Genomic DNA, 19,599 nt, shown 5'->3' with positions numbered 1-19,599 from the left:
TCAGGAAGGTTGGTTCACAAAATGATGGGCCGGCCCAGATAAACGCTGAATAACTATCTCGCGAAGTTCAGGGTCCATCTCGATATCTTGCATCGCTTGGCGCATGCAGTTAAGCCATGCCTCTGCTCTTTCCGGTGTAATGGGAAATGGCATGTGACGCGCTCGCATCATCGGATGTCCATAAGCATCGGAAAACAATGCAGGGCCGCCAAAAAATTGAGATAAGAACATAAACTGCTTCTCCATGACCGGCGTGATATCTTCGGGAAACAATGGAGCGAGCAGCGGTTCGGACTGCACACGTGGATAAAATGCCTCAACCATGCGGCGTACAGTTTGCTCGCCGCCAATCGCCTCATAAATTGTCTGATGGTATCGTTCCATATGAATCTCCTGTCTGATGTGATATCTCCATATTGATTATAACGGTTTCTAATCGATAAAAATACAGTATCCGTCACGTTAAGAAATCGGTGCGTAACACAAAAAGACGCCGAATCATGTTCAGCGCCATAACGTAATATAATTATGTTTCCCAATGATCTTCTGGTGGACCCATTAACGACTCTCGAATGACATAGACGAAAGCGCAAACTAGGATGCCCGCAATAATACTCATCCGAATCACCCCTACTCATGGATACGCGCTAAGCTTTCTATAGCACAATTGTATCATAAGGATAGACGTAATAACATGAAAAAATGCAAACGGTTTCTTTACATTTATATTACAAACATTAAGAAACTGTGCATGTCCATGTCCAACCCGATCGAGACAAGCATGTTTAATCCATCTGACTCATACGATGATTATGAACCCTTGTCCTTAACCATCCTCGTCCAACGTGACAAAAGGGAGGAACGATTATGTCGGGATGGCGTCGTCTTAACTTGCTGCTGACGGCAGCTTTATTTACTTTATTTTTATTGTTTATGCTGCGATTTCCCGGTTCGGTTCTGTCAGCCGCTGTTCGTGGCTTGGCCATATGGTGGGATGTTTTGTTTCCATCACTCTTGCCGTTCTTTATTATATCCGAAGCACTGCTTGGATTCGGTATCGTCCATTTTATCGGTGCACTGCTGGACCCGATCATGCGTCCGTTATTTCGTGTACCCGGCGTAGGTGGTTTTGTCGTTGCGATGGGATATGCCGCTGGATATCCGGTAGGTGCCAAGCTAACAACCCGTTTGCGATCTCAAAGTATGATTACAAGAGAAGAAGGAGAACGGCTTGTTGCATTCACAACTACTTCTGATCCGATCTTTTTGATCGGAGCGGTCTCCGTAGGCTTTTTTGGCAACCCTGGACTTGCGCTTACTTTAGCAGCCGCGCACTATGGTTCCGGCTTAATTTTAGGCGTGCTGATGCGCTTTTATCGTTATCATGCACCAGTTACTCCAGAGGATGTTACCAACACCGTTGACAATCCCACAACTAAAAAAACAACGAGCAGGCTAGTACAGGCGTTTCAAGCTATGCATAACGCAAGGGTACAAGATGGGCGCCCCCTTGGGTTGTTGCTTCGAGATGCAGTTGAATCCTCGCTGAAACTGATGATCGTTGTCGGCGGCTTAGTCGTCTTCTTCTCGGTTGTGCTGGAACTTCTTACGTCAGCAGGCGTAATGAAAGTATGGGACTCCCTGCTAGGAGTCGTGTTATCTGCTTTGCATCTGCCCGATTCGTTAGCCCCAGCTTTCTCTGGCGGGGTGTTTGAAGTTACCCTAGGCGCCAAAGGAGCAGGTTCCGCATATACAGCAGGTCTGCATATGCAAGCCGTTGCTGCTGCATGGATATTATCATGGGCAGGTCTGTCCGTCCATGCACAGATTGCAAGTATTTTAAATCAGACTGATTTACGATACATGCCTTTTCTTGCGGCGCGCTTCCTTCACAGCATCATGGCAGCTGTCGGGGCATACTTGCTATATCCCATGTTATATGATGCGAGTGCTGCTACTACAGCATGGCTTCCACCCACATTCCAGCACACAAATGGGAGTTGGAGTACCATTGTCAGTTCGATCGTATATGGGGTCCTAACGATCGCCATTATATGCATCCTACTGGCCTTATTAGGCGTTATCCTTCGCGCCATTCGCTTGATTCGATCATAGATCGCGATTGTTTTCCTACGAAGGAACGATTAAGATGGTATTGATATGTCATGCAAGGAACAATGTCATAAAGGAGCTTATACCTTGAAATATGCAGTGTTACATCGTGGAGATGAACTATCTAAGCAATTATCAGACAAGTTCCACCAACTCGCTTCCGAGCATCGTTTAGTTCAGGATGACGTCCAGCCTGAGATCGTCATCTCCATCGGAGGAGACGGCACGATGCTTCAAGCGTTCCATCGTTATATGAACCAATTGGATTCCATCGCCTTTGTCGGGGTTCATACTGGACACCTTGGCTTTTATGCGGATTGGAAGGCAAATGAGATTGAATTGCTCGTGAAGCTTATGTCTGAGCATGCCGTAAAGGACGTTATCGGCCCACGTATCGTGAAGTACCCGTTAATTGAACTTAGCATTAATCTGGATGAAGGCATTTCACGGAGTTATATCGCACTTAATGAATTTACCATAAAAGGTGTAGATGGTACGGTTGTCGCACAAATCGATATTAACGATCAGCTGTTTGAAATGTTTCGAGGTGATGGCATTTGTATTTCAACACCTTCGGGAAGTACAGCCTATAACAAGAGCTTGGGTGGTGCGATGGTTCACCCCTCCATTGAATCCATTCAGCTAGCTGAGATTGCTTCGATTAATAATCGAGTGTTCCGTACGTTAGGTTCCTCGATCGTGCTGCCTAAACATCATCATTTTGATATTTATTCTCGCAAGCAGCAGCGTTTGCTATTAACGATTGATCATATTAATGTGCCCTTGGAGAATTTACAATCTGTTCGTTGCCAAGTTGCTCATCAGAAAGTTACTTTTGTACGGTACCGGCCATTTCCTTTCTGGAATCGGGTACGCGGCGCCTTTCTCGGGTATGACGAACAGCTATAATGATGTATACGCATCCATACAACAACAGCCCTGCATCGCGCCACTAGGCGTGAACAGGGCTGTTGTTGTATGGAAAGCGTAATTATGTCCGTACTTCCTCAACGGGTCGCGTTGTATCAGCAGATCGTGCAAGTTGAGCATTTGCTTGCTTGCTTGAAGTCGAATTGGACTGTTGGCCCGCATCAGACGGAGTCCCCGAATTAAACTTATTCGGCTTCGGCTTGTTGCGCTGACGAAACGGTTTCTGACGATCCGCCGTCTCTGGACGTTCGGCTCGCTCAGGACGTTCACCGCGTGCCTGACGATCCGGCCGTTCAGGACGCTGCGGTCGCTCTGGACGCTGCTGGCCGGGACGTCCTTGACGATCTGGACGCCCTTGGCGAGCTTGGCCTTGACCGTGGCGTTCTGACCGCTCTGGACGTGTTGGGCGCTCTGAACGCCCCTCTTCGCGCTCATCCTCAGGAGATGTCGATCCGGCCCCTTGAGCCGGTTGTCGCTGCTGCAAAGTAATACCCTGACGCTGCTGTACAGGAGCTCCATTATCCTCGGCCGCTGCCGCCCCTTCAAGTTCTGCCTCAGATTCCCATTCCTGAGGTGGAATGGCTGAACCTTCTTTATGTGCTGTCTTCTCCAGGATGAAATAAGCACATCCAAAGTTACAATATTCGTTAATGTAATCCATCATACTAGATACAGACGATTCCTTTGTTGCCTTTGGATGTCCCTCTTTAAAAAATCCCTTTAGGCGAAGCTGATTGTATCCCCAATCACCCAGAATATAATCATAACGTTCCAGCACTTCACTGTAACGATCCCGGAACATTTCCGGATTCCATGCCGTCCGATGTTCATGGACAAGCTCGTAAGTCTTCCCACTGATATGAATCACTGCCGCTATTCCTCCTTCCCCGTTCATTCCACCTTTAGGTGAACAACGGCGAAGCGCGTCCCTTCACTCCTGCTGCACAATCGACTGCTCGTTACGCTCTTGCAGCCAACTTATCATTTGCGGACTTGACCTGCTCATGCGCATGATAAGAGCTGCGGACAAGCGGTCCCGATTCAACGTGGCTGAATCCGCGCTTGAGCCCTTCTTCTTTTAATTGGGCGAATTGTTCTGGTGTGTAGTATTTCTCAACAACTAGATGCTTAGGTGTCGGCTGTAAATATTGGCCGAGCGTCAAAATATCAACATCATGTGCACGTAAGTCATCCATCGTCTTTAAGATCTCGTCCCACTCTTCGCCTACACCAAGCATAATGCTCGACTTGGTCGGGATCTTCGGCTGCATTTCTTTCGCACGTTGGAGCAGTTCCAGTGTACGACCATACTTTGCTTTAGCCCGAACCCGATCCGACATCCGTTCTACCGTCTCGACATTGTGATTCAAAATATCAGGCTTTGCGTCCATCACAACTTGCAAAGCGTCTCGATTCCCCATAAAGTCAGGAATTAGAACCTCCACTGAGCAGAAAGGCAAACGCTTGCGAACGGCCTTCACGGTTGCCGCAAATATTGATGCGCCGCCATCCGCCAAATCATCACGGGCTACCGAAGTAATAACCGCATGCTTCAAGCCCATCTTCTCAGCAGCATCAGCAACGCGTTCAGGTTCTTGGAGATCCAATTCAGTTGGCATGCCTGTATTCACGGCGCAAAAACGACAAGCGCGAGTACAAATGTCCCCGAGAATCATGAACGTCGCCGTGCGATTCGCCCAGCATTCGTATATGTTCGGACAGCGCGCTTCTTCGCAGACCGTGTGTAATGTCTTAGAGCGCATCATATCTTTAATTTCTGTGTAGTTCTCGCCAGTGGTCAGTTTGATGCGTATCCAGTCGGGTTTTTTCTCCCCTTGTTTCTTCATGAAGTCTACCTTCTTTCTCTGTTCGCTTAACCTTGACCTAATTCAGTATTATATCATGAATGGTTAAAAATCCATACCTCTCTTGTACAAACTGTTCCTGTTGGGATAAGAATGAAATAACCGCACATCCTAACGATATGAGCACATATTTTCGGGAAGGGAGGTACAGATCTTGAATCGTTTTATTGTCCTTTTAACCGTCTGCTTTCTCGTATGGGGTGCTTCTTTAGTGTCGGCAGCGAGCGACCCTGCAAGCTCAAATGAACTTACAAAGCAAGAAAGCAAAAGGAATTTGCACGGAGCAGGCGTTCAGGAGCAAGGCCCGCATTCAAGTGAAGTATCGGCTAATCCATATCAGGCAAGACGGCACATTTATGACAAGCTAAGCACAGTTACAGGAATACCATGGTACCGTCTAGCTGCCATTGATCAATACGAGCGTACGATGACGATTGCTAATCCCAAAAAAAGAAAAACAGCAAGCAATCCTGTCATTGGTGTTGTCGTTGAACCGCCTAAGTGGGTCGGCATGTTAAACCCTGATCTGAATGATGACAACCCTAAATCCATCCAGTTATTTAAAGGAATCGGTAAAGATGGTTCAGGAGATGACCGTGCAAACTTAAACGACGAAACTGACCTGTTGTATAGTGTTGCATCTTATATTGGTTCGTTTGGACCGCATAATGATGACTTTGCTATCGGACTTTGGAATTATTACGAGAACAGTCGGGCTGTTCAACGTATTATTCAATTTGCGCGCCTGTACGAGCACTTTGACCGCATTCAAATTAATGAACGTGCCTTTCCCTTACCTGTAAGTGCTACATATGCTTACCGGAGTACATGGGGGATGGGGCGCCATTATGGAGGATTCCGTATTCACGAAGGAACAGACATCTTCGCTAGCCACGGCGTTCCTGTACGCAGCACCTGCTTTGGCATCGTTGAAGTAAAGGGTTGGAATCGTTTAGGTGGGTGGCGGATTGGCATTCGTGATATTAACAATCTTTATCACTATTACGCCCATTTGTCAGGGTATGACAAACAAATCAAGCAAAACGACATTGTAAGTCCAGGGCAAATCATCGGATGGGTGGGAAGTTCCGGCTATGGGAAACCTGGCACCTCAGGCAAGTTTCCTCCTCATCTGCATTTCGGGATTTATCGCGACCGTGGGTTGATTGAGTATGCTTTTGATCCTTACCCTTCCTTGAAAAAATGGGAGCAAGATGACAAACGTAAGGAGCGCGCGGCCCGCAAGCAAGCTGCAAAAGGGAAATCGTCCTAATTGAACGTTTAAACGTACGCTCTTTATCGCTTGTATCACAGCACACAATCAATACGTAATCAAAAAGGCTAGCTGCCAAGCCCATCTTCTGGACCGTCAGCTAGCCTTTCATCCTATAGGCTAATGGTTTACCTAATGGTTCGCATTACCTGCATCATTCCCTGACGAGATGGTTCCATCCGTAACTTGATCCTGCTTATTAACCGGCTGAGGGTGGTTCGGCTGTAAGCTGATACCTTGCCCGGAACTTTGGCTCTGTGTCCCATTAGCCGCGCCTGAATCCGGGTTTACAGGCGGTAGTGCGAGCGACGGCGCCTGATCCTTATTTTGTCCAACAGGCTGACCTTTGCCATCATAATAATACATCGGAACATCACCGACGACGAGTAAATATGAGATCGGAATTTCCGTTTCTACTACCTCAGGCTCTGAGTCAAACGGAATAACGATTGCCACTTCCTCCACTACCTTAATAAACACCTCTACAAGCACCATATTGATACCTACATTCATTGGCCTTGTATTCAGTTCAACCTTCACGGCACCTTGCGGCTCCATTTTTATCGGTATGCGTGGGCCAAAGGAGGCAATAAGTGTACTTCCAAGCGCTTGACCCAACGGAATATGATCACGAAATTCCTCTACCTCATGCAGTGCGTTTTGTACGATGCTAACAGTCTCCGAGGTAATACGCATATGTTCATTATAATTTAAAATAAAGCTAGTGACTTTGCCGCGATTATCGGTCTTCCACTCTACAAGCTTATCCAGCTGACGCCCTTGCGTTACCTGATCGGAAATCGCTTTATTGATCGCTTGTGTCGCCATCTGTTTGACTCTGATTTTGGCCAGATGCATAAGCGGAGGGCGAAGGTGACGGTCTACGTATACAAATAGTTGCACAGTAAGCACGATCAAAAGGAGCACTGCTATGAACCATATTCTTCTACGGCGCTTCGGCTTCGGCGGATGAGATTTCCAACCGCCACCTCCATGACGTGCCAAGCGCTCTCCTTGCGGCGGATCTGCCGCTTCATGCGCGGTGGCACGGCTAAACGATTGCGAGTGCCAACGCACACGCTTGGCACGTGGCTGCGTCCTTACGGCACCATTTAACCAGCCGCTCGTTCGTCCCCACTTACGTGGCCGCCGCGTCCATGACAGCCCTTGCAGCAAACGGCGTAAGCCGGAACTTTGTCCCCATCGCATGAGCATTCCTCCCCTCCCCGTCCGTTCGGTCATGCATGGCCTGTACGTTTAATATGTATGCATGTATAGGTTGTACCATTCATTTCATAGGAGGGTTGAAAGTTAAATACTAACTGTACCGGTACAGTTTGCATAGGAAGCGATTGCGGCATCGAACGAACCCATGTAGAGTAAAATCTATATCGTAATCGTAGCTGCCCTGATACGAAATGAACTACTTAACTTCAAGGAGTGAGCGAATTGAAATCTAACACACATATGGGGAAAGCCTACGCTGCGGCTGTACTTAACGCTCTTATTATTGGACTGTCTTTTATGTTCGTAAAGGTAGCGCTAGAATTTGCAAGCCCACTTGATACACTTGCCCACCGATTTACGTTATCTTTTGCAGCAGCCATTCTACTCCTCGTGTGCCGCGTTATAACGGTCAATATCCGGATGCGTGATATTTTAGCCATTTTACCGCTCGGATTGTTATATCCCGCTTTGTTTTTCGGCTTTCAAAGCTTTGGATTGTTACACGCCTCCTCATCAGAAGGGGGCATATTAATGGCCGCCGTGCCGATTTTTACGTTATTTCTGGCTTCTCTGTTTCTGAAGGAACGAACAAATGCGTGGCAAAAATTATCCGTCTCCGTTTCGGTAGCCGGAGTAATCTTTATATTTGTTATGCAGGGGGCATCCATTGACCTCACTCATTTGTCTGGGCTGTTGCTGCTCCTATTATCTACCTTATGTATGGCAGGGTACAGCGTCATGGCGAGGCCGCTTGCGAAGAAATACAAACCGATGGACATTACTTTTATTATGCTAGCGATCGGTTTTGTCAGCTTTAACGCTGCTGCACTAGGCAACCACGCGATCAACGGGACATGGCATCAATTTGTCGAACCACTGGCTAACCCAACCTTTTTACTGTCCATCGCTTATCTGGGTATTTTGTCTTCTCTCGTCACAGCAGTGACAACCAATTATGCTCTTTCCAAAATGGAAGCTTCCAAGATGAGTGTATTTGGTAATCTGGGTACGTTAGTGACGATATTAGCTGGCGTTATTTTCTTAGGAGAACCGTTATTTTACTATCATATAATTGGAGCAATTATGATCTTGGCAGGTGTATTAGGTACTAATTTGCTTGGCAGCAAAACAAAGCTCCCTGCTTCCCAGCACAGAGCATCCATGTAAGGAGCATAATTGAAATTTGGGGCGTATCCGTGCGATGATCTCGATGAAATGATGAAACAATGAATGATGAACGCCCCCTTCATAAAACAGCGATCGCTCTCCCGTCAAGTACTGGAAAGCGATCGCGCTTCACGGTAAACTTCTAACCATCATTTCAATTCCATTGTGTCATCAGCAATCTTGCTCAGCTCAGCTTGTATGTCCACAGCCGCTCCTTCGTAAATCTGGCCAATTTATCCGGCTTATCAAAGGAATCGCCTACCAAATGATGAAATTGCGAGCGATGGGCTCGGATCGCAGCCTGCTTCTGCGGCATATAACGGCTGACATCATGTGTAATATCTGGTGGACCAATCATCTCTTTACAGCCTTTTGACAACGCGATGCACTGTACAATAGGCCGAGTGTCTGCTGCTATCCGCGCCACGGTTCGAATAACAGCCGCACCTGTTGCATCGTGATCGGGATGCACGCTATACCCCGGGTAAAACGTCATGATCAACTCCGGCTTCAACTCCGAAATTGTGGCTAGAAGACGTTCATCGAGCCGCTCCTGATCTTCGAATTCAACCGTTTTGTCATGTAGTCCCCACATGCGCAAATCTTGTATGCCAATGTTTTGGCAGGCATCTATCAGTTCTTGCTTGCGAATAGATGGAAGGGACACTCGGTTGGCAAAAGGAGGGGTGCCCATGTTGCGCCCCATTTCCCCTAAAGTAAGACAAACATAGGTTATACGGGCCCCTTGTGCGATATAAGCAGCCAAAGTTCCCGCTATAATCCCCTCATCGTCAGGATGTGGGAGCACAACTAAAATGTGTTCGTATCGCTCCATGTGAACACTCCTTCATTCCATTTTAGATATTCATTCCGCTATCATTGGCAGCTCGCCGCCTATGTCAATTGTGGACTCATTTCGATCGTTCTGTAGTTCTACTGTATTTCTTTATTTTTTTATTTCTTTATTTCCCGTTACTTCTGTGATGTCCTCACATTCATTTACGGTTCCAAATGGCTTTGAGCTTAACTGCAATCCGACCACAAGCTTGCCTTCTTGATCGTGCCCGGCCATTATCAATCGCTCGTTATCGCTATCATCCCAGTGCGTCAAACCTTCCGAGTATACCCAGCCTTGCCCTGTTTTTAAGCCCACTCGATAAGGGCCATGTCCCGTAATTAGGCCATGAGAATACCTTATAATCGCGTTACTTATAAACGTAGAAGCTGTAAGCTTCGTGCTATCTTGATGAGAGGCATAAGCTCCCGTTGTCATTTCCAGATGGAGATAAATAGGTTGTCCTTTATATGCATCAAGACGACGTTGTACATCTTCTGTATGGATTGATTTCACGCTGACTACCTCCGACAAACAAATTCAGCCCCCTTGCTCATAAGCAAAAGGGGCTGTTCATAGCTATACGTGTTCTTTATTTATCTTATAGGAATTAGCTGCAAATGAAAAGTACTCTTTGAATGCTTACTCCACTTTAAATCGAGCAGCGGTACTAGCCAATTCTTGTGTCAGGTTATCGATGGTTTCAATCATGCCCGCCAATTGCTGTACCATCGCTGATTGATCTTGCACAGTAGCCGTTACTTCCTCTACCGAGGCAGACACTTCTTCTCCCGATGCGGACAAGCTTTGTGCAGAATCAAGCACCTCGTCCTTATCCTTTTCCATACTCGCTACTTCCAACGCCATTGATTTAATTTGATCCGTAATGCCGACTACGTATTCCAAAATGTCTTTAAACGATTGCTGCGTCTTGCCTACGTATTCATCCTGAATCAAGGCAATCTGCTGGATATCACTCACACTTTGATTGTTCTCTTCTACTTGCACTAGCGTCTGTTCAATAATGGCGTTAATTTCATTGGATTGCCTTGAGCTCTGCTCTGCCAACTTACGGATCTCGCCCGCAACCACACTAAAGCCGCGACCGTGCTCGCCAGCTCGTGCTGCTTCAATAGAAGCATTTAATGCGAGCAAATTAGTTTGGCTTGCAATATTAGAAATCGCTCCTGTAATTGCTCGGATATGATTGGAGCTTTCGGCTAGCATTTGAGTCGTCAGTGAAATTTTCTTCACTTCTTGCTCATTACGAGTGTTAATTTGGATCAATTCATGAATGATTTCGTTGTTCACGTTAAATATTTCAATAATGGCTTCCGCACGTTCTTTAATCGACTGTGATCGAGTATTAATATAACCAATTTTGTCTCCTAAACCGACAAACTTGGTTACGATGTGTTCCGTATCATTAGATTGGGATTCCATCGCCTTCGCAATTTCCATCGTCGTCACCGAAGTCTCTTGCATGGAGCGTGCAGCAGTTTTTGACGATTGATCCAATTCATTTGTACTGTTATTTAACACTTCGATCGATTTGTTCATGTTATAAATCAGCTTCTTATTTTGATAAGCCATCACATTAAAGCTGTTTGCTAGTTCCTTAAACTCGCTGTTATACTTTCCATCTGCACTTACGGTCAGGTCGCCCGACGACATTTGCTTAAACAAATTCATCAATCTGACGATAGGTGATGTTATCGCTCTCGACAATACTATACCAGCTACGACAGCAATAACGATTGCAATTAACGTAATGACCATAATGTTGCCCATAAGCAAGTCCAGAGGCTTCTTAATATCTTGATAGCTATCCTCCACGACTACCGTCCAATCAGCAATCGGAATTTTGGAATAACGGATATATTTGTCTGGGTGATCAATATCACCGCGTAATATTTTACCCTCTGTATGCTCTAGCATAAGCTCATTTAAGTAATCTTCATCTAACATTTTGCCCACTTTCGCCGGGTCTTTTGAATGGTATACAAGCGTTCCTGTGCGACTGGCAATGTAAATTAAACCTTCATCATTGATCCGGATATCCTGTAGCATCTCAACTACAGCCGCTGTGTCAATCGTGCTAATATATACCCCAAGCACGTTGCCAGCGTCATCTTTCACGGGTTCAGCGGTCACCACTATTAATGAATTGGTGCTTTTAGATACTAGCACATCACTGACAAAGAATTCTCCCTTAATGGCTTGTCTAAAATAATCTCTATCTCCACGATTATCTTTGACTGATTCCAAGTTACTGCTTGCTACGATAACCCCGTTCGTATCAATGAGAGTCAACGATTGTTTCTCTGGAGCGCCTAACAAACTTTTTGCTAATATGTCATTAGCTTTAGTATAAAGTTCATTTTGAGGTGAGAAAAACTGTTTGTCGGTCATGCTGTTGTTGTTGCGAAGCTCTAGCAGTTCTTTAAACGTATTATGTACTGCAACCAAATAGGTTGTCTGCTGCTCCATTTGAACCATAGATAGCAGGTTTTCTCCTATCCGATCAGCATTAGCCTGCATTTCATCCTTACTCTTGTCCAAGAGTAAGCTTGATCCGAACGAATACATAAATATACTTGCACTGACCAACGTACATACAACTAACGCACTAATAAGTACAGGCAATTTTATTCGCAAAGACAATTGTGAATAAAACTTTAATGGGTTTTTTACTTTTAATTGCATCGTGGTGTAACCCCCCAGTAATCTTGTTGAACGAATGCTGTTCAAACATTCTTCAGTTCATATATCGGAACAATCTAGGACTTTCGTTATAAGTATTAATGAACTACTTCTTTCCAAATGCAAAAAAGACCGTAATTCGCATAGTATTACTGCGAACATATCCGGTCAATCGTTGCGTATATGATCTGAATGATGTCTAGTTTAATGAAATCACAAAGCTGAGTGCATCGTTTTCTTTCTAAAATACTGGAGGCCGCAGCTATCTATGAGGAGGACCAGTACAAGTCGATGGGACTATAACTGCCCACACGTGTGACAGTAACGACGTGTGCTCCCTCCTGCTGGATTACCGTAACTCCTTCTCCCTCTATTCGGACTGGCAACGTACAATATAACGTAAACTGCTGTTTGCCAGATGTTTGAAAAACAATTCTCCAGTGGCCCTCTTCCTTATGCAATTCATATGAAGCATTTGTTTCAAGCAATAATGGGGATTCCTTCTGGTCCTTGATTCGAAGGAGTGTGCCCTCTTGTAAGCCTGCCTTTATTGTGTCTAGCTGTAATTCATATAATTGTGGTTCCATTGCAACATGTAAACCAATATGAACGCTTTTTTCGGTTCTAGTATCGCTTAGTGCAGACAAATTTCCGCTGTGCTGATAGATTGGCCATATAAATAAACAACCTGTCATTATTAAAATGCCAGATAGAATGCAGATTACCGTCTTGACTCCATACTTCGATTCCAATTTCCCCAATTCTCCCCTCTTTAACTAATTAAATAGATGCATGAGAGAAGCATTTAGTTTTAGATACACAAAATTATTGCATTAAATACTAGAATTAATAAAGGTCAGTTGCCAATTAAAAGGTGTATCGTAAGCGCAAATGGACATTTTCCAATCTCGGCAACGAAGGGGATGAGGACATTTATACGCTGTCCTTTGAATGGTCATAGTCATGTATTCCCTCCTACATTCGTACCAATAATACGTCATAATGGGTATTTGTCCACGGAAAACTTAAAAAACATACAATGTCTGCTTGAGACAGTTTATAACTTACACTAATGGAAAGTATGACAACAGAGACAGTCTTGGACCGAAAAATTAAATCCTAGACTGCCTCAATCTATTTGAACTAACGTATCCCGTTCTTACTTGTCTTCTTTTGGCATTGGCAATGGTACTTTCCAATCCAGGTCATAACTCTTTTTGGCCAGTTCTGAAGTAAGACTGATCTTTTGAGGTAGTTCTCTCATTTCATAACTTTGTAATTTTATTCGAACATGGTTTCTTCCTTGTTCATCCTTCCCTATCGTTTTAAAATCTCCACCTGTTACATTGTATATTTTACCCTTTTCATCCTTTATAGTCCAACCAAAGCGATTTACGATTTTATCTGTGTCATCATCCAATAAAATTGTATCTGCTATATTAATGTATGATATATCCTTTAAATAAGCCTCAAGTAAAATAGTAGCGTGCTTCTCATTGTTTGGAGATGCTTCATTTAATGGTTCTTCAAAGGTTACTGACTTGATCTCAATCGTTTTGCCATCCTTATCTACTCTTACAGGTTTTTCGGCAAGCTGTTTCGGCTCAAATGAGACGCCTAGCTCATACGGTTCTGTTTTTACTAAAGAATCCAATACTAACGTATATTGATGATCAGGAGACAGTGGAGCAAATCCATACTTCCGATTAGAATGGCCGTATTCGCCCACGACCTTACGTGGAGTATCAAGCGCTCTAGTTAAATCTTTTACTATCTCTCCTTGTTCATTTTCAACATGAAAATTCAGTTTAAAATCATCATAGCGAACATAAGGATCAGCTGAATCTACTTTTCCTTTCACTTGTTTACTTTCCTGCACTAATCTTTTCTTTGCCTCTTCCGTCCATTTCGTTTCATAATCCACACGAGCAGCAGTCGGTGAATGCATAATACTGTTTAGATTGATTTGCAGTCCCTGTGGTGTAGTATACGTTTTATCGATTGACAGCACCTTTGAAGCCTTAGTTGTTTTTTCTAAATCAAAAGGAATTTTTAAGGCCCAATTTCCCTCAACAGAGTCGATCTGTTTCCCCTCGAACTGTAATAAAAGCTTCTGTTGGTCCGTTTCCCCCGGTTTTTTTAGAGTAATATATCCGTAATTTTCTTGGATTTCTATCCCATACGATTTAGTTTCTTTAATTACATTCCCTTGCAAATCTGTTACCTCTACGTTGCTTATGTACAGTTTATCCGGATGAATAAAGTTCTTTTGCTGATCCTTGATCGAATAAACGGCCACAATTCTCATCGGATCAGCCAATATCTCCTCTATTTCAAGAGTATAGCCTCGGTCAGTAACAGAGGCATTTACCTTCTGTGAATACCCCTCCTGTGCTGCATGTTGCAGTTCTTGATCAGAACCATCAAATAACGATTTCACATAGGCCGCAAAGGTAGGACTCACCGATATCGTTAACAGCAAAGCACAGCTAATTGAGACAGGAAGTAATAAAGTGCTTAGTAAACGCGACCTTTTTCTTTTATAGGCTACAACTTGGTCAGGCATCACAAAATTAGGTTGATCCAATTCTCCGGCTACCTTTTTTAGAGTTTGTGTAATCTGATTGTCAAGATTAGTCATGCATGTTCACTCCTAACTCGGTAAATATTTGTGTTTCCTTCTTACCTTGCATTTTTTCAGCAATTAACTTTCTGGCCTTATGCAGCCTTGATTTTACTGTTCCCTCAAATACACCAAGGATTTTTGCAATTTCAGCTATACTAAACTCCTCATAATAGTAAAGAATAACTGCAGAACGATGCTTCGGTGTCATCATCTGAATTGCTCGCCAAATCTGTTGCTCTTTCTCCTTTTGAAGAATACTCTCCAATGGGTTTTGCCCAGGGTCAATCGAGTCCATATATGGTTCTGTCTTTTTCTTTCTACGCACCATATTAAGTGCACGATGTGTCACGATTTTGATAAACCAAGCTCGAAACGATGAACCTTTTTGTTTATCAAATCGATAAAGTGATTGATAGGCTTCCCATAGTGCTTCTTGAACAGCATCCTGCGCCAGATGGTAATCATGGACGATCAAAAAAGCGACTCGAAATGCACTAGTTAAGTGAGGTTGAACAAGTGTTTCAAAATCAATCGGACCTACCTCCTTAGGAATTGGAAAATGATGACTTCCTTTCACTTAAAAGACCTCCTCGTTTTTCCTTTCACTTCTTATTCACCAGTTCTCGTATTTTGGTTCATAAAAAGGGGAAAAAACTTTTCCCGCACTTGGGTGATATGCTATTTGCGAGGTTATCAATACGTTTTCCTCTTGCTCATATATCCTTTACGAATGGTGTCAGCTTCGTTAGCACTGCACCGATTAAGAAAAAAACGGTTTATTTTGTTCAACTGTAGCGATAAACCATCTTTACACCTAACCGTATAGTTGAAGGAATTTTCAACCTGCATGATTCAGATGTAAACTTAACTATTTGCCCCTTACTTTAACAAAAGAAAAAGGAGCTGCTTCATGCAAGCTCCTCTACTTTCGTATCCACTAGCGAAACACAGACTATTCGTGCTTAAACTAGTATTACTCACACCTTTAAAGGCTAATTTCATACCTTCGTAACTAGATTTATAAGATATATAAAATGGATGTGCTTCATCACGTTTCATACTTTACCCGATATCTTACATTCAGATCTCCAACACGATCAAATAAATAAGTCCCAATATATCAAGGGTTTCTTGAATATCAGGACTTATAACGTTGTCTGTCATAATTTACAAACAATTATAGTTTACAAAAATACCGCTGACGCATTGCCTCATACAACAGCACCGAAGTTGCCATCGCCACATTAAGCGATTCTGCCTGCCCGCGCATCGGGATAATGACGGCGTCATCGACAAGTGCCTGAACTTGCGCAGATACCCCTTTGCCCTCATTGCCGACAACTAACCAAGTCGGACCCGTGAAGCTGTGCTCGTAACAATTGGCCTCCGCCTGCAAGCTAGTGCTCACTACACGCACATGGTGCCGCTTCGCCTCAGGAATAAGCTCCTCCAGATCTCCCTCAACAACAGGAAGATGGAACAAAGAGCCCATTGTAGAACGAACCGTCTTGCTGTTATATAAATCAACCGTCCCTTTGCCAACAACAACACCAGTTGCGCCTACTGCGTCTGCTGTACGTATAATTGTGCCCAGATTTCCCGGGTCCTGCACACCATCAACAGCTACAACCAATGCCTGCTTGTCTTCGAACAAATAACGCCAGTCCGTTGCAGGCTTCTTCAAAACCGCAAATAAAGGCTGTGGGGTCTCCGTGTCCGTACATTTGCGAATAATCGCATCTGTCACACCGATCCATTCGACCTCTCCCTCAGTCGCAGCAGCCACTCTTAACTCGTTCGGAATACCTTTGTCCATATCGTAAACAACACATTCCACTGTACTTTCAGAGCGCAGCGCTTCCTGCACGAGATGCACGCCTTCAGCAATAAAGCGCCCTTCACGGTTGCGATGCTTCCGCTCTTGAAGCTGCGACCATTGCTTAACACGCGGATTGTGTAAAGATGTAATTGTATTTATGCTCATGTTGTTTCTCATGCTCCCGAATATGCCAACTCCAGCTTTTTCAAATTGTCGTTCTGACCAACGATGACCAATATATCCTCTTCACGCAATCGGTAATCCGCCAATGGTGAAATGTTAATATGTCCATTGTTTTTGATCGCCATTACGTTGCAGCCGAACCTTGCGCGAATATCCAATTCAATCAAGTTCTGCCCCAGCATACTGCCCGTAGCACGAACCTCCACAATGCTATGATCATCAGACAATTCAATGTAATCCAATATATTAGGCGAAATGAGGTTATGTGCAACACGCGTTCCCATATCGCGTTCTGGGAATACGACTTTATCCGCACCGATCTTGCTTAGCACTTTGCCGTGCAGTTCATTTTGCGCCTTAGCTACAATCATAGGCACACCTAAATCTTTTAAAATAAGGGTAGTTAAAATGCTCGCTTGAATATCTTGACCAATGGCAACAACTACGACATCAAAGTTCCGAACGCCAAGCGCTTTTAAAGCCTCTTCCTCGGTAGAATCCGCCGATACAGCGTGAGTTACCATATTCACAATTTCTTGAATTCGCTGCTCACTTGAGTCAATCGCCAGCACTTCAAAGCCGAGATTACTTAAGCTGCGTGCTATACTGGAGCCGAATCGCCCCATACCTATAATTGCATATTGCTTCTTATTTGCCATGGGTTCACCTTCCCGTGTTCCGTCACGTTTTGTGAAATATTATATCATAGCTCACCCTGCTTGTCCTAACCCACTCCATATTCCGCATGCATGGTTCGTCCGCCGTATGGTTACGCTAAGGGATGAAAGCGATGACAGAAGGAGGCGCATATGAATGAGTGTATTAATTAACTTGCGTCAGGCCATCATTCAGAAAATCTCAAACAAAACCGATGCAGATGTAGAGGATATGATCGTCGGCTCGGTTGACGGCGATGAGCGTGCATTGCCTGGTCTTGGTGTTCTGTTTGAGCTAATATGGAAAGAAAGCAGTCCTGAGCAGCAGCAGCAATACATTACGATTATTCAGCAACATTTAACAAAGAACCACTAGCTTCCTCGATAAAATGTCAATCAAAAGACGCGGCTATGCTAAGCATAACCGCGTCCGCCATATATATTGTTCCACTTTATTTTTTTCGCGCATATACCAAATGAACTAACAGGCCAAGCTGCTCTGCATAAACTTCATATCCGTGCTGCTCCCACCAAGCCAACAGTCGGGAACGGTCTGCATAATACTCATCCAATATTCCCGTAATTTCTTCAAACTTTCCTGCTTTCTTTAAACGGATCATATATTCATTGCGGTGCTGTTCCGTCTCAAACATCAGATCACCAATCGCAATACGACCGCCTGATACAAGCACGCGATCCATCTCATCTAACGCAATCCACTTTTGTTCTTCCGTTAGGTGGTGCAGTGCATACGTTGATATAATAAAATCAAACTTCTCATCTGCCAAGGGCAAAGACATCATATTTCCCAAGTATAGCCTGAACTCTGGCCACTTGGCTCGGCATTGCTTTAACATCTCCTCCGACTGATCAACCCCAGTTATGAGTGCGCCCTGCTCCCAGCAACGAGCAGACAGATTGCCTGTTCCAATCCCCAAATCAAGTCCGCGTTCTCCTGGCTTTACTTGTATTATTCCACTGGTTCGCTGTAACACGCTCTCATAATCGGCATGAACATCGGAACTCCCGTGAATACGATTTACGGATGCGTCATATCCTTGTGCCTGCTTATCGAAATCCCATCGGTCCTGCCAATTTCCCCGCAGCTCTCTTACCCGCTTCGCTTGTTCCGTTATTTGTTCCAATTCCATAAGCGCCTTTTCTCCTTCCATATCGTCGGTGGCATGGATCATATGATCCATCAGCTTCATCAAAGTTCTCATTTGCACAAATTCCTCTGCTAACGCATTTCGTTTACGTAACAAAAAGGGACGCAGCTTAGCCAATTCTCCCGCCATAGCATCGTTTAAGCAGCGTTGAATATCGTCTATAGGCAGATCTAACTCCCGCAGCCTGCCAATCATCCGCAATCGTTCCATATCGTCATTTGTAAGCACTCGATACCCATTGTCCTCTTTTTTTAAAGGAGCAAGCAGTCCCCGTTCTTCATAGTACCGAATCGATCGTGGGGTCATCCCCAACAATCGTGAAGCTTCCTGTATTTTCATGGTGACGTCACCTCTATTCGCCCAAATCATTTTCACGTGATACGTTCATTGTAAACGTTAACGCAGCGTTAAAGTAAAGTGCTGGAACATAAAGAAGTAACCATATATCCAATAATTACAATGTTAAACGGTTTGAAAACAGTTGACAAAGACAAATGTCCAGACTACTATTAGGGGTGTCAAATGACCTCGTTAGGTGAGGCTCCTATACAAACACAGGCCACTGCCCAGAAATATCGAAAGATGCCCACGGGTAGAACAGGAATTGCCGGATTAAGGCTTTTCATAAGGTGGCTAAGACAGCAGTCTTTACGTTGTATAGTGCCAAAACTCGACCAGGGGGCTCTAGTTGGTATTTTATTTGCGCGTGCGCAATCAACAAGGCCCCCTATGCCTAGGGGGCCTATTTTTATAAGTCAGAGGAGGGAAAAGTCTGATGGACGGCAGCAGTAGTTGGCGACCTTTTATGTTAGTTACCTTTTTTACACATTTAATTGGCAAAAGCATTGCGGAGAGAATCAACTCTTGCAGCTGCGAACAGGAATATGTCAACTTTTCCCACCTCTTGTACATAAGCAGGTGTATTTAAAGCTGTCACCGGTTCCATCAGCTTTCAAGAATTGAACGAACAGCTCTCCTATTGGAGGGCTGTTTTTTTATGAATCTCCTTCGCATTGCTGCCACTCGAAGGAGGA

The 19,599-nt window shown here is 44.4% G+C and carries 18 protein-coding genes and 1 riboswitch; of the genes, 5 read left to right on the top strand and 13 right to left on the bottom strand.

The features are described from left to right. Complete coding sequence (locus tag H509_RS0121245) at positions 1–384, bottom strand: globin domain-containing protein (RefSeq protein WP_028546838.1); 384 nt, start codon at positions 382–384, stop codon at positions 1–3. A 483-nt stretch (positions 385–867) separates the two neighbouring features. Between H509_RS0121245 and ylbJ the strand changes: the two genes are divergently transcribed. Both ylbJ and H509_RS0121235 read left to right on the top strand, forming a co-directional pair. Continuing rightward, entirely contained in the window at positions 868–2,115 is a 1,248-nt protein-coding gene (ylbJ, locus tag H509_RS0121240; RefSeq protein ID WP_028546837.1) for a sporulation integral membrane protein YlbJ, read from the top strand. Positions 2,116–2,199: 84 nt separating this feature from the next. Next, the gene (locus H509_RS0121235; protein ID WP_028546836.1) at positions 2,200–3,021 is read left to right on the top strand and encodes an NAD kinase; all 822 of its coding nucleotides are present in this window, start codon (positions 2,200–2,202) and stop codon (positions 3,019–3,021) included. 82 nt (positions 3,022–3,103) lie between these two features. Here H509_RS0121235 and H509_RS26940 read toward each other — a convergent pair whose 3' ends face one another. Together H509_RS26940 and lipA are read right to left on the bottom strand one after the other, a co-directional pair. Continuing rightward, a complete protein-coding gene (locus H509_RS26940) occupies positions 3,104–3,910 on the bottom strand; it encodes a YutD family protein (RefSeq protein ID WP_084159332.1) in 807 nt (268 codons plus the stop codon). Positions 3,911–4,001: 91 nt separating this feature from the next. Beyond that, the gene (gene lipA, locus H509_RS0121225; RefSeq protein WP_281169765.1) at positions 4,002–4,931 is read right to left on the bottom strand and encodes a lipoyl synthase; all 930 of its coding nucleotides are present in this window, start codon (positions 4,929–4,931) and stop codon (positions 4,002–4,004) included. A gap of 130 nt (positions 4,932–5,061) precedes the next feature. Here lipA and H509_RS0121220 point away from each other — a divergent pair, with 130 nt between their 5' ends. After that, positions 5,062–6,180, top strand: a complete 1,119-nt coding sequence (locus tag H509_RS0121220; RefSeq protein WP_169450981.1) for a M23 family metallopeptidase — start codon at positions 5,062–5,064, stop codon at positions 6,178–6,180. Between the two features lie 132 nt (positions 6,181–6,312). Here H509_RS0121220 and yunB read toward each other — a convergent pair whose 3' ends face one another. Beyond that, positions 6,313–7,389 carry a sporulation protein YunB gene (gene yunB / locus H509_RS27375; protein ID WP_084159331.1) on the bottom strand — a complete coding sequence of 359 codons (1,077 nt, stop codon included), beginning with the start codon at positions 7,387–7,389 and terminating at the stop codon, positions 6,313–6,315. A 258-nt stretch (positions 7,390–7,647) separates the two neighbouring features. Here yunB and H509_RS0121210 point away from each other — a divergent pair, with 258 nt between their 5' ends. Continuing rightward, positions 7,648–8,574 carry a DMT family transporter gene (locus H509_RS0121210; RefSeq protein WP_036698619.1) on the top strand — a complete coding sequence of 309 codons (927 nt, stop codon included), beginning with the start codon at positions 7,648–7,650 and terminating at the stop codon, positions 8,572–8,574. Between the two features lie 184 nt (positions 8,575–8,758). Here the strand turns inward: H509_RS0121210 and bshB2 are convergent, their stop codons facing one another. The 8 genes from bshB2 to H509_RS0121170 form a co-directional block, all read right to left on the bottom strand. After that, a complete protein-coding gene (gene bshB2 / locus H509_RS0121205) occupies positions 8,759–9,409 on the bottom strand; it encodes a bacillithiol biosynthesis deacetylase BshB2 (protein ID WP_028546832.1) in 651 nt (216 codons plus the stop codon). A gap of 111 nt (positions 9,410–9,520) precedes the next feature. Further along, positions 9,521–9,925, bottom strand: a complete 405-nt coding sequence (locus H509_RS26220; RefSeq protein ID WP_051287529.1) for a YojF family protein — start codon at positions 9,923–9,925, stop codon at positions 9,521–9,523. 126 nt (positions 9,926–10,051) lie between these two features. After that, a complete protein-coding gene (locus H509_RS0121195) occupies positions 10,052–12,115 on the bottom strand; it encodes a methyl-accepting chemotaxis protein (RefSeq protein ID WP_051287505.1) in 2,064 nt (687 codons plus the stop codon). Between the two features lie 263 nt (positions 12,116–12,378). Beyond that, entirely contained in the window at positions 12,379–12,873 is a 495-nt protein-coding gene (locus H509_RS0121190) for a hypothetical protein (protein WP_028546830.1), read from the bottom strand. 398 nt (positions 12,874–13,271) lie between these two features. Beyond that, a complete protein-coding gene (locus H509_RS0121185; RefSeq protein WP_028546829.1) occupies positions 13,272–14,753 on the bottom strand; it encodes a DUF4179 domain-containing protein in 1,482 nt (493 codons plus the stop codon). After that, on the bottom strand, positions 14,746–15,315 hold the full coding sequence (locus tag H509_RS0121180; protein WP_028546828.1) for an RNA polymerase sigma factor: 570 nt from the start codon (positions 15,313–15,315) through the stop codon (positions 14,746–14,748). Before H509_RS0121180 ends, H509_RS0121185 begins: the two co-directional genes overlap by 8 nt. 600 nt (positions 15,316–15,915) lie before the next feature. Continuing rightward, positions 15,916–16,722 carry a TrmH family RNA methyltransferase gene (locus H509_RS0121175; protein ID WP_036698513.1) on the bottom strand — a complete coding sequence of 269 codons (807 nt, stop codon included), beginning with the start codon at positions 16,720–16,722 and terminating at the stop codon, positions 15,916–15,918. A gap of 8 nt (positions 16,723–16,730) precedes the next feature. Then, positions 16,731–17,399 (bottom strand): potassium channel family protein, encoded by a 669-nt coding sequence (locus H509_RS0121170; RefSeq protein ID WP_028546826.1) that lies wholly within the window; start codon positions 17,397–17,399, stop codon positions 16,731–16,733. 154 nt (positions 17,400–17,553) lie between these two features. Between H509_RS0121170 and sspI the strand changes: the two genes are divergently transcribed. Then, on the top strand, positions 17,554–17,772 hold the full coding sequence (gene sspI, locus H509_RS0121165) for a small acid-soluble spore protein SspI (RefSeq protein ID WP_028546825.1): 219 nt from the start codon (positions 17,554–17,556) through the stop codon (positions 17,770–17,772). A gap of 76 nt (positions 17,773–17,848) precedes the next feature. Here sspI and H509_RS0121160 read toward each other — a convergent pair whose 3' ends face one another. Continuing rightward, complete coding sequence (locus H509_RS0121160) at positions 17,849–18,904, bottom strand: MerR family transcriptional regulator (protein WP_028546824.1); 1,056 nt, start codon at positions 18,902–18,904, stop codon at positions 17,849–17,851. A gap of 181 nt (positions 18,905–19,085) precedes the next feature. Next, positions 19,086–19,254: riboswitch (M-box (ykoK) riboswitch) on the top strand. Positions 19,255–19,599 lie beyond the last annotated feature (345 nt).

The organism is Paenibacillus taiwanensis DSM 18679, assembly GCF_000425125.1.
GTDB lineage: Bacteria > Bacillota > Bacilli > Paenibacillales > Paenibacillaceae > Paenibacillus_B > Paenibacillus_B taiwanensis.
The sequence above is the reverse complement of the archived record's forward strand: the minus strand, read 5'-3'. Positions and strand labels throughout refer to the sequence as shown.

Excerpts from the sequence above, each read along its gene's own strand:
- yunB (WP_084159331.1), bottom strand. The coding sequence starts at position 7,389 with ATGCGATGGGGACAAAGTTCCGGCTTACGCCGTTTGCTGCAAGGGCTG.
- H509_RS0121210 (WP_036698619.1), top strand. The coding sequence starts at position 7,648 with ATGGGGAAAGCCTACGCTGCGGCTGTACTTAACGCTCTTATTATTGGA.
- H509_RS0121245 (WP_028546838.1), bottom strand. The coding sequence starts at position 384 with ATGGAACGATACCATCAGACAATTTATGAGGCGATTGGCGGCGAGCAA.
- ylbJ (WP_028546837.1), top strand. The coding sequence starts at position 868 with ATGTCGGGATGGCGTCGTCTTAACTTGCTGCTGACGGCAGCTTTATTT.
- sspI (WP_028546825.1), top strand. The coding sequence starts at position 17,554 with ATGAGTGTATTAATTAACTTGCGTCAGGCCATCATTCAGAAAATCTCA.
- H509_RS0121160 (WP_028546824.1), bottom strand. The coding sequence starts at position 18,904 with ATGAAAATACAGGAAGCTTCACGATTGTTGGGGATGACCCCACGATCG.
- bshB2 (WP_028546832.1), bottom strand. The coding sequence starts at position 9,409 with ATGGAGCGATACGAACACATTTTAGTTGTGCTCCCACATCCTGACGAT.
- H509_RS0121170 (WP_028546826.1), bottom strand. The coding sequence starts at position 17,399 with ATGGCAAATAAGAAGCAATATGCAATTATAGGTATGGGGCGATTCGGC.
- H509_RS0121185 (WP_028546829.1), bottom strand. The coding sequence starts at position 14,753 with ATGACTAATCTTGACAATCAGATTACACAAACTCTAAAAAAGGTAGCC.
- H509_RS0121195 (WP_051287505.1), bottom strand. The coding sequence starts at position 12,115 with ATGCAATTAAAAGTAAAAAACCCATTAAAGTTTTATTCACAATTGTCT.
- H509_RS0121175 (WP_036698513.1), bottom strand. The coding sequence starts at position 16,722 with ATGAGCATAAATACAATTACATCTTTACACAATCCGCGTGTTAAGCAA.